3 protein-coding genes are annotated in these 3,486 nt (G+C 52.0%); 2 read left to right on the forward strand and 1 reads right to left on the reverse strand.

Annotated features, from left to right (window positions below; genetic code table 11):
- The first annotated feature begins 701 nt into the window (after positions 1 to 701).
- Positions 702 to 1,454, forward strand: a complete 753-nt coding sequence (locus QZP87_RS01505) for a hypothetical protein (protein WP_291321157.1) — start codon at positions 702 to 704, stop codon at positions 1,452 to 1,454.
- Between the two features lie 50 nt (positions 1,455 to 1,504).
- Positions 1,505 to 1,927, forward strand: coding sequence for a preQ(1) synthase (queF, locus tag QZP87_RS01510; RefSeq protein ID WP_291321158.1), 423 nt, complete (start codon positions 1,505 to 1,507; stop codon positions 1,925 to 1,927).
- Positions 1,928 to 2,049: 122 nt separating this feature from the next.
- Here the strand turns inward: queF and QZP87_RS01515 are convergent, their stop codons facing one another.
- Entirely contained in the window at positions 2,050 to 3,300 is a 1,251-nt protein-coding gene (locus QZP87_RS01515; protein ID WP_291321159.1) for a nucleoside transporter C-terminal domain-containing protein, read from the reverse strand.
- Positions 3,301 to 3,486: the final 186 nt, after the last annotated feature.

Here is a 3,486-nt window from a genome sequence, read left to right on the forward strand (position 1 = left end):
CGATCCAGCACTCACTTTTGACAATGGAGAAGTACCAGGTAAATAATAGTATTCAAAAGTGAGTGCTGGATCATTTTGGACGCGGAGCGTCCGAAGAATGTTCCCACGCGGAGCGTGGGAACAATAAGGCAACGTATAGGTTATCGGCAAAAGAGCCAGTCCCCGGAGGTCAATCATAAGTTTCGCTGTAGTGTTAAGAAGTTACGGTTTTTACAGTCTGTCGCAACGCATGTTGCCCAGTTCTTCCTCCAGATGGTCGCTGATGTTTTGGGCTACTTCTCTTAAAGTGAAACAACTATTGCACACCCGGCAATAGAGATAAACCCTGGTTCAGGTGCGCTTTACCCGGTAGTTTTCAGGGCCGTGGTTGCAGATGGACTTGACCTTGAAGCTGGAATCCATATTTTCTCCTGATACGATAGTGGTATCTGTTTAGCTTTACATGCGGTACGGGGACTGGCTCTCCCCATATCTGTTCAGCGCTTTCCTGAAAAAGGGCTAAACTGTTATAAGTGTCGTTGTTGGGTTAGGTGGTTTGCGAAGCAGGCAGGATATTTATCTTGAAGTTTTAACCAGGTCAACCCTTTGAGTTGTATGTTACTCCTACCCTGTCGCAGAAAACAAGAACCACGCAAACCACGCGAATCAAGTGGCAGGACGCGTGGCAGGTCTTAGTTTAACATAAAGGATTTTGTAACATTATGAAAAACATTGATAAGTTTGCAGATAACCTCATGGATGAGACCCTGAAAGAGGCTGCGGATACCTTTTTCGGCAAGCGAAAGGAGCTTGAGGATGATATGGACTTTCTGCAGCGTCAGGTTCAGAAACTCCACAATCAGGCCCGGGCTATTGAAGACATTGCCGCCAGAATCAATTATCTGCTGGCCGGGGGAAAAGGAGCCTGGGAGTTCTGGGCCGGCATGGAGGCAAAATCACTCAGCGATATAGCCCCTGAGTGGGAGCCTGATGTGGCATTGCCCAGGGCCTGGACCAGGAAAGGCAGGTTTTCCAGCCTGGTGCGCAACCTGTATCAGCAGCTGGCAGACAGAATAGAGGTTTATACCTATGGCCGCTATGTAGAGGATCAGGAGGTGAAGGGTAAAAAACATCTTACAAGTAACCTCAAGTCTGTATCAGAATTCGCCGAAAGCATCAATGCAGCCATCAGGGAAATCAATGCCTGTAGCAGTCCCAACGATATTATGGCATTTGCCAGGAGCATGGACGTGGAAGGTGCTCGGAAAAAAAAATTTGCCAGCAGTGATTTGACATACGATTACAACCAGGATCTCTGCTTTCAGGAATTGAACCTGGATGAACTCGGCCTGGTAAAATATCCTGAGCTGTCTACCGGCAAGGAGGCAATGCATAACCTGGCTGTGCTTTCAAAAGATATTTATTCCAGGTATAAAACAGAGATAAATGCATTGCTGGATGAGATATATGGCTGATGTTACCGATTCAGAGATTCAGGGATTTTGGGATTAGGGGAATAAAAGAAATGCGTGATGATACTTCCAGCTTGACTTTGCTGGGCAAAACCAGGCCCGACTACCCTTCCAGGGTTGATCCCGGAGTGCTGGAGACTTTTGCCAACAGGTTCGCCGACAGGGACTACGAGGTGGTCATGGTCACCGATGAGTTCACTTCACTGTGCCCTGTGACTGGACAGCCTGACTACGGCAGCATAGAGCTCAGGTATGTACCAGGAAAGGCGTGTATAGAGTCCAAGTCCCTCAAATACTACCTGTTCAGCTACCGCCAGGAACCAACTTTTATGGAGACCGTGGTCAATCGTATTCTGGATGACCTGGTTCAGGCCTGTAGCCCCAGACGCATGAACGTTGTGGGCCGTTTCAAGGCCCGGGGCGGCATAGCCATAGAGGTTTCCGCACAATACTGCCGCAAAGACCAGCTATCCTGATAGACTCTGTCAGTGACTTATCCCTGCAACGCAACTTATAAAATGTGTGGCTTGAGGCACAAATAAGTTTCGTTGCAGGGTTATTCCCCTGAATGGATAACCGTAGCCGGTTCAGCGGTGGATCAGCTCAGTATCCCGACCACAGCCCCGGTCATCAAGGTGGCCAGTACCCCTGCAAGGAGAGCCCGCGGGCCCAGGGCCGTGATTTCCCGGCTACGTTCCGGCGCAATGCTGATCAGCCCGCCTATGAGGATGCCGAGGCTGCCTATGTTGGCGAACCCGCACATGGCATAGGTCATGATCAGGGTGCTGCGCGGGGAGAGCGTTCCTTCGGGCAGATCGGCCATCTCCAGGTAGGCCAGAAGTTCGTTGAGAACCACCTTCACGCCCATCAGGCCTCCTGCGGCGTGGGCTTCGCTCCAGGGAACCCCGGCCAGCCAGACCAGGGGCATCATCACATATCCCATAAGTCCCTGCAGAGTAATCGGTTCTCCTTCGATAGCGGGCAACATCCCCAAGACGGCGTTGACCATACTCACCAGAGCCACAAGGACTATAAGCAGGGCGACAACGTGTAGATATATGTGCAGGCCGAAGCCCGTGCCCTTAACCACTGCGTCCATGGAAGAAGCGGTCTCAACCGGGGGTACGACCTCACCCATGGTGGGTGGATTGGTTTCAGGGATCAGGACTCCGGCGATCAGAATCGCGGCCGGGGCGCTGATCAGGGACGCCGCCATGATATGCCCCAGAGCCCCAGGCACAACAGCTCCGATGATCCCGGCATAAAGAACGAGCACGGTCCCGGCGATGGTGGCCATGCCGCAAGTCATCAGTGCGAACAGCTCGCTGCGGGTCAGGGAGGTGACATAGGGCCTGATAAACAACGGAGACTCCACCATACCCGCGAAGACGTTGGCTGCTGCGCCCACACCCAGGGCTCCGCCTATGCCCAGAGTCTTTCTCAGCATAGCCGAAAAAGCCCGGACAAGGGCCGGGATGATCTTCCAGTGATAGAACAAAGCGGTTAGTGCACCGGTGACGATTATCACGGGAAGTGCCCGGAAGGCGAAGATATAAGCCGCCCCGCTGAAGGGCTCTTCAAAGGGCAGGGGGCCGCCCCCGAGATAACCGAAAACAAAAGTGGTTCCAGCCCGGGTGCCGCTTTCCAGAGCTTCCACAGCCCTGTTCAGGAGCAGAAAAATATCAGTGAATACAGGTACCTTGAGTAGGACCAAGGCCATGAGCAGTTGCAGACCGATCCCGGTGAGGATCAATCGAAAGCTGACAGCCCGCCGGTTTTCGGACAGGGTCCAGGCGATAAGAACAAAAGCCGCCAGGCCAATGGCGCTTTGCAGAGTCAGCAGTGTCACAACATCTCCTTAATACCTGACCGGTAGCGAAAATGTTATTTTCAATCCGTTGAACAACACTACAGCGAAACTAACGCGGACTTTGCCCGCAACCCAGATAAGAAAAGAGTTTTTGGCCCACAGATCACACAGATTGACACAGATAAAAGAGATTGAAGAAGCATGTTTTTTCCTTGCGGGAATAAG

This window comes from Desulfonatronospira sp., from assembly GCA_003563255.1.
Taxonomy (GTDB): Bacteria; Desulfobacterota; Desulfovibrionia; order Desulfovibrionales; family Desulfonatronovibrionaceae; genus Desulfonatronospira.

Bases quoted from the DNA above. Each gene is read 5' to 3' on its own strand.
- queF (WP_291321158.1), top strand. From the start codon at position 1,505: ATGCGTGATGATACTTCCAGCTTGACTTTGCTGGGCAAAACCAGGCCC.
- QZP87_RS01505 (WP_291321157.1), top strand. From the start codon at position 702: ATGAAAAACATTGATAAGTTTGCAGATAACCTCATGGATGAGACCCTG.